We start from the raw sequence: 5,929 nt of genomic DNA, 5'->3' as shown, positions 1-5,929 counted from the left end.
GCGGGGGACCAGAACGCCCAACACCGTTCGGGGCGTTCGGCTGAGCATGAGTTCTGGCAACAGGACTCACTTCCGCTCAGTCTTTAGGAACGGTAGGTCAGGTCCATCGCGTCGAGCAGGGGCCGGTAGACGCCGGTGACTGCACGCGAGGCCGCGTACGGGGTGAAGCGGAGCTGGTCGAGCAGCAGCAGTGAGGGCTCCCCGGGGTCGGGAGCGCGGCTGTCGTCACCCACGATTCCTTCCCCTTCCCTGGTCGTTGCTCGGTCACCTCAGAGGGCATTGCACCAACTCCCACGTGGGCTATGGTCTCGCTCACGATTAACTTGCGCACAAGTTACATGGGGGCTAGGTTTCTTGACGTCGCCTCGGGCGGGCGCCGCAGAAATGCCGGACCCGGGCGACGTCAAGCGCCGTACCCCGCCGTACCTGAAGGAGAACGACCATGAACCTCAAGACCGCCTTCCGCCCCACCCGCAAGCACACCGCCGTGCTGGCCGCCGCCGCAGGCGTCGCGGCGCTCACGCTGACGGCCACGGCTCCGGCCAATGCCGCCAAGGCCACGCACCACCCGGTCCAGAAGAAGCCCACGGTCGTCCTGGTCCACGGCGCCTTCGCCGACGCCTCCAGCTGGAACGGCGTCATCAAGCGCCTGCAGCACGACGGCTATCCGGTCGTGGCCCCGGCCAACCCGCTGCGCGGCCTGGCAAACGACTCGGACTACCTCCACAGCTTCCTCAAGAGCGTGCCCGGACCGGTCGTACTCGTCGGCCACTCCTACGGCGGCTCCGTGATCAGTCAGGCCGCCGCCGACGCCCCGAACGTCAAGGCGCTGGTCTACATCGCCGCCTTCGCCCCCGAGAAGGGCGAGACCCCGGCGGAACTGGGCGAGAAGTTCCCCGGCGCCGAACTCTCCTCGGCCCTCAACGCCGTGCCCTTCCCGCTCCCCGGCGGCGGCACCGGCACCGACCTGTACGTCAAGGCCGACAAGTTCCACGACGTGTTCGCCGCCGACGTGCCGAAGTCGCTCACCGACCTGGCGGCCGCCACCCAGCGCCCGGTCGCCGCCTCGGTCTTCGGCGACAAGCCCACCGAGGCGGCCTGGAAGACCATCCCTTCCTGGGACCTGATCACCACCCAGGACAAGGCCATCGTGCCGGACGCGCAGCGCTTCATGGCCGAGCGCGCCCACGCGCACACCGTCGAGATCAATTCCTCCCACGCCGTCACGTTCTCCCACCCCGGCGCGGTCACCCGCCTGATCGAACAGGCCGCCCACGCCACCGTCCGCTGACCCCGGCACGACCGCCACGCGCTCCCACCGGTCCGACAGCGCGACAAAGCTCCCGGCAGAAGGACGATGAGATTCGGCCTTCCCCGCCGGGAGCTTCGCTGTGCCGCCCGGCGTACGACGAGCCCCGCCCGCGAGGAAGACGCGAGGGGCCGGACCATGGCCGCCCGGCTTCCCGCCGCTTGACGAACGCTCAGCGCATCGGAGCTGCTGCCGACGGCCGGTTTCGGAGCAGTTCGTCAACCGTGCGGAAGGCATCACCGGTGATCTCCTCCCCGGTGAGCTTCGAGTTCTCGAGTCCCACAGCTCGACGTCGCACAAAGGCGATGGGCCGCAGCTCCGGTGGTCAGTCGAGTTCCTCGACTGCCGCGACCCGGATCAGGTCCGCGTCGGTCGCGGGACCGGGGAAGCCGTCAGCGATCTGTTCGGCCGGCCAGTGGGCCAGGGCCCACGTGGAGGCAGCCGGATCCGCCGATGGTTCGAACTCGAACGGCTGATGCTGCTACGGCAGGAACTCAGGAGTAGTTTCAGCCTTGAGCACTTGTTCGGCCCAGATGGTCTTGCCTTGGTCGGCGTAGCGCACACCCCAGCGCTGCGAGCACTCGGCCACGAGGAACAAGCCGCGCCCTCCTTCGTCGGTGGCACTCGCCCGGCGGATGTGCGGAGAGGTGCTGCTGCCGTCGGACACCTCGCAGATCAGGGTCCGGTCGTGGATCAGCCGCAGCCTCATCGGCTCACGGCCGTAGCGGATGGCGTTGGTGACCAGTTCGCTCGTCATCAGCTCCGTGGTGAAGTCAAGGTGCCCGAGGCCCCACTGGTCGAGTTGCTGGAGGACGAGGGAGCGAATGCTGGCGACGGCGGCCGGGTCTCGCGGCAGCTCCCAGGTAACCACTCGGTCGCCCCTGAGCGCGCGCGTCCGAACGACAAGGAGCGCCAGGTCGTCCTCGGCCGCCAGGAGCGGCGTCACGGCGTCGACGGTGACCCGGCAGGCGTCCTCGATCGACGGGCCGCTGCGCCCCATGGCTCTGCGGAGTAGCCCAGGTACAGCATTGTCCGTGCCGCATGCCCGCACCAGACCGCCGGCGTAGAAGAGGAGAGTGCTCCCTTCGGCGAGCTCAAAGTCCAGCGGCTCGAAGACGGGCTCGCCCATGCCCAAGGGTCTGTTGCTGGGCAGCTTGGGGACGCGGATGGATCCGTCCGGATCAGCGACGGCGGGTGGGGGGTGCCCAGCGCTCGCCATGACGCAGCGGCGCGCGATGGGGTCGTACACCGCGTAGAGGCACGTCGCGCCGACCAGTCGTTCCACAAACCACAGGGACCACTTGTTGCGCTCGCCTGCGGCATAGCGCGCCACGATGTCGTCCATCCGAGCAAGCACTTCCTCAGGTGCGAGATCCAGCTCCGACAGAGCCCGGACGGCGGAGCCGATCAGTCCGATGCACACGGTGGCCTGCATACCGGAAACTGGGACATCGCCCGCCACAAAAGCGACACGCGTACCGGGCAGCGAGATCACATCAACCCAGGAGCCATTCACACCCGTGCCGCTGCGCGCGGGTAGGTACGAGCGAGTGATCTCAGCTGCGCTGTGTTCCGGTGTATCAGCGGGCTCCGCGCGCCTTCTCAGGGCAACCGCCGCACTGCGCTCCCGGTGGTGAAGCGAGTTCTGGACCGACGTGTCTTCACGGTATTCACGGTTCTCCGGCAGAGAACCGGCAGTCGCCAGGATCACCGTCCCCTCGCTGCCAGGTATGACGGATGTCACGGAACAGGCCGTAAGTGTGACGGGCACAGGATGACCCTGCCGATGGATGAGGACAGCAGCAAGCCAGGGGGCGCTACCGGCCCCAGCGGCTGACAACATCTGCTGGGGGGAGTCCCACGGGATTTCCTCCCAAAGCTCGGCCACCGGCCGACCCACGACCTCAGCCGTCTCGTAGCCCAAAAGACGCTCGGCCGCCGGACTCCACGCGGACACCAGCCCTCGGGCGTCCACCACAAACGCAGCCGGGCCGCCAGAGAATTCCGAGGTGCGGGCGGAGGATGCCCCATCCAAGGTGCCCATCTAACCGACCTCGTCGGGAGAGGGAACTCGTACACGACGACGATACGACGTCGCCACCGAAGCTTCCCCTTGGACTGGACACCACCGGATCGGACCTCCACCGGGATCACCCGGACACCTTCTTCAGCTTTGCGTGCTTGCGGTCCGACGTCGGAGTTTCGGTGAGGTGATGAGGATCAGCTCCAGGGCCGCGACAGACGAGCGAGCAGTGGCTTCGCTGTGCCGTCGGCACAAGCAGAGACGGCCTTGTGCCCCGCTTCGACTTCGTCGGCAAGCCACTCGTTCACCGAGGAGGTCCTCCGCGTGCTCACCGGTCATGCGGGCCCGGTGCGGTGCCGAGAGGTGGTCGAAGGACTGGACTGGGGCTGGGGGCGACGGCGCGCAATGTGGAACGAGTCCGCCACCACCTGGACCGTCTTCAACGACCCCGGCATCGCCTTCGTCGCGTCCTCCGGCAACACCGGTGGCGTCGTCCAGTGGCAGGGCCGCCCGTTCTCACGCACCAGGCCCTCCCGGCGGTCGCCCGCCGCGAGGGTCTGATGGTGTGTGCGGGGCCCGGCCCGCTTCACCGAAGCAGGCGGGGCCGGGATGTGTCCGCAACGTACGGGTGAGGCGAGCGCCTTCTTCTCGTCCTTTGTGCCGGCGGTGACTGTCTTGGTGCCTGTGTGATTCACGAAGCCGGGACGGGCGGCCGGCAGGCCGAAGGCGGTTCGGGTATGGCCAGGGCCAGCAGGAGCAGCAGCGGGGCTCCTCCAGGTGGACGGGGACGGGGAGGGGGATCAACCCAGGGAAGCAGCCGACGGAACAACCACGCCGTACAGGTCCTCGATCGTCGCCAGCGCAGCGTCGTGAACCTGTACGGCAGGCACCTCGACACCCGCCGCCCGCAGGGAACGCGTAGCCGACGCATTCGCCACCACGGTCGGCCGGTTGCCGCGCAGGAACGCGCCGGACGCCGTGTACTGCACGCACATGTGGGTCATGAAACCGGCGATGACGACATTGTACCCGGCACCGTCCACCAGCTCACCCAGGTTCGTCTCGTGGAACGCGTTGGGCGTGGTCTTCACGACGACCTGCTCGCCCTCGACGGGCGCCGCGCTGGGGTGGATCTGGCCGATCTCGGCACGGATGTCGTACGGGGTGCCCTCGCCGCCGTCGTTGATGACGTGGACGACCTTCGCACCCGCTTTCCTGGCCCGGGCCATCAGCGCTGCGGCAGCGTCGAGCGCGGCCTGCCACCCCTCCAGCTCCATCACACCGCGGGTGTAGGTGTTCTGGTAGTCGACCAGGATCAGCGTCGCACCGGCCAGCGAAGCCGGGGTCTGGTCGAATCCGTTGAGTTCCCGCAGGGTTGTCGTAGGCATGCCGCACCTTCTCGGTTACGTATCAGCAGGTCAGCGCCGCCGTGCGATGGCGCACCGCCCACGCTACGAACCCACCCGGCATGGCGGCAATGTCATGTAACTTGCAGATACCGACACCTGGTTGGTGTCGTGTCACGGCCCCCGACCGGACGGACACCCCTTGAGCAGCCTCAACCGGTTCATCGTCGTGCTCCTCTTCGACGGCGTCGACCTTCTCGACGTCACCGGCCCGCCGGAAGTGTTCGCCCTGCTGCAGCGGGAGACCGGCAACGCAGGGGGATACCACGTGGTTCTGGCCGCCGAGACCATGGGCCCCGTCACCACCACCACCACCACCACCTCCGCCGGGGTGCGTATCCTCCCCGACATCACCTTCCAGGAAGCATCCACGCGCAGCATCGACACCCTCATCGTTCCCGGCTCGGTCGAGGTCGACGGCAACCGCCGCGTCCACGCCATCACCGACCCCACCGTGGTCCACTGGGTGAAGGAGCTGGCAGGCAGGGCCAAGCGCGTCGCGTCCGTGTGCGTGGGGGCGCACCTCCTGGCAGCCGCTGGCCTGCTCGACGGCAAGCGCGCCACCACCCACTGGTCCACCGCGCAGCAGCTCGCCGCCGACCACCCGGCGGTCGAGGTCGACGCCGACCCCATCTTCATCCGCGACCACAACGTGTGGACCGGAGCCGGCATCACCGCCTGCCTCGACCTGTCACTCGCTCTCGTCGCCGAAGACTTCGGAGAGGCCGTCGCACTGCGTGTCGCCCGACAGCTCGTCATGTACCTGAAACGCCCCAGCGGGCAGAGCCAGTTCAGCGTCCCGATCGAACCCGTCTCGACCACCCGCCGCATGGACGACATCCGCCACTACATCACGCTGCACATCGCCGACCACCTCACCGTCACCGACCTCGCCGAGCACGTCCACGTCAGCGAACGGCAGCTCACCCGCAACTTCAAGACCGAACTCGGCATGACCCCCGCCGCCTACATCGAATCGGCCCGCGTCGAAGTGGCACGGAACCAGCTCGAATCCACGGACGACACCCTCGAACGTGTCGCTTCGGCGTGCGGCTTCAACACACCCGACACCCTGATCCGCGCGTTCCGGCGGAAAGTCAACTTGACCCGGCCCTGAAGGGACCGGGCTTGGAGGTAGTGCCCAACTGGCTGCTGGGTGGGCTCCTCCGTCCAGACACCCCTATGGGGTGG

The 5,929-nt window shown here is 68.0% G+C and carries 5 protein-coding genes and 2 pseudogenes; 3 read left to right on the top strand and 4 right to left on the bottom strand.

Features of this window, described 5'->3' with window-relative positions; all coding sequences use genetic code 11:
• Window positions 1-92 precede the first annotated feature (92 nt).
• A pseudogene (locus ACFV9O_RS39360) lies at window positions 93-233 on the bottom strand (MarR family transcriptional regulator); the annotation flags it as partial.
• A gap of 209 nt (window positions 234-442) precedes the next feature.
• Between ACFV9O_RS39360 and ACFV9O_RS39355 the strand changes: the two are divergent.
• Window positions 443-1,291, top strand: a complete 849-nt coding sequence (locus tag ACFV9O_RS39355; protein ID WP_385427632.1) for an alpha/beta fold hydrolase — start codon at window positions 443-445, stop codon at window positions 1,289-1,291.
• Between the two features lie 499 nt (window positions 1,292-1,790).
• Here the strand turns inward: ACFV9O_RS39355 and ACFV9O_RS39350 are convergent, their stop codons facing one another.
• Together ACFV9O_RS39350 and ACFV9O_RS39345 are read right to left on the bottom strand one after the other, a co-directional pair.
• Window positions 1,791-3,053 (bottom strand): SpoIIE family protein phosphatase, encoded by a 1,263-nt coding sequence (locus ACFV9O_RS39350; RefSeq protein WP_385427635.1) that lies wholly within the window; start codon window positions 3,051-3,053, stop codon window positions 1,791-1,793.
• A 3-nt stretch (window positions 3,054-3,056) separates the two neighbouring features.
• Window positions 3,057-3,353, bottom strand: a pseudogene (locus ACFV9O_RS39345) (PAS domain-containing protein); the annotation flags it as partial.
• A gap of 303 nt (window positions 3,354-3,656) precedes the next feature.
• On the opposite strand from ACFV9O_RS39345, the gene ACFV9O_RS39340 reads away from it, so the two are divergent.
• A complete protein-coding gene (locus ACFV9O_RS39340; RefSeq protein ID WP_385427629.1) occupies window positions 3,657-3,893 on the top strand; it encodes a hypothetical protein in 237 nt (78 codons plus the stop codon).
• 239 nt (window positions 3,894-4,132) lie between these two features.
• Here the strand turns inward: ACFV9O_RS39340 and ACFV9O_RS39335 are convergent, their stop codons facing one another.
• The gene (locus ACFV9O_RS39335) at window positions 4,133-4,720 is read right to left on the bottom strand and encodes an isochorismatase family protein (protein ID WP_385427626.1); all 588 of its coding nucleotides are present in this window, start codon (window positions 4,718-4,720) and stop codon (window positions 4,133-4,135) included.
• 160 nt (window positions 4,721-4,880) lie between these two features.
• Between ACFV9O_RS39335 and ACFV9O_RS39330 the strand changes: the two genes are divergently transcribed.
• Window positions 4,881-5,855 carry a GlxA family transcriptional regulator gene (locus tag ACFV9O_RS39330; RefSeq protein WP_385427624.1) on the top strand — a complete coding sequence of 325 codons (975 nt, stop codon included), beginning with the start codon at window positions 4,881-4,883 and terminating at the stop codon, window positions 5,853-5,855.
• Window positions 5,856-5,929 lie beyond the last annotated feature (74 nt).

Source organism: Streptomyces sp. NPDC059909 (assembly GCF_042730885.1).
Lineage (GTDB): Bacteria > Actinomycetota > Actinomycetes > Streptomycetales > Streptomycetaceae > Streptomyces.
This window is presented reverse-complemented; position numbering and strand designations above follow the sequence as displayed.

Bases quoted from the DNA above. Each gene is read 5' to 3' on its own strand.
- ACFV9O_RS39335 (WP_385427626.1), bottom strand. From the start codon at position 4,720: ATGCCTACGACAACCCTGCGGGAACTCAACGGATTCGACCAGACCCCG.
- ACFV9O_RS39355 (WP_385427632.1), top strand. From the start codon at position 443: ATGAACCTCAAGACCGCCTTCCGCCCCACCCGCAAGCACACCGCCGTG.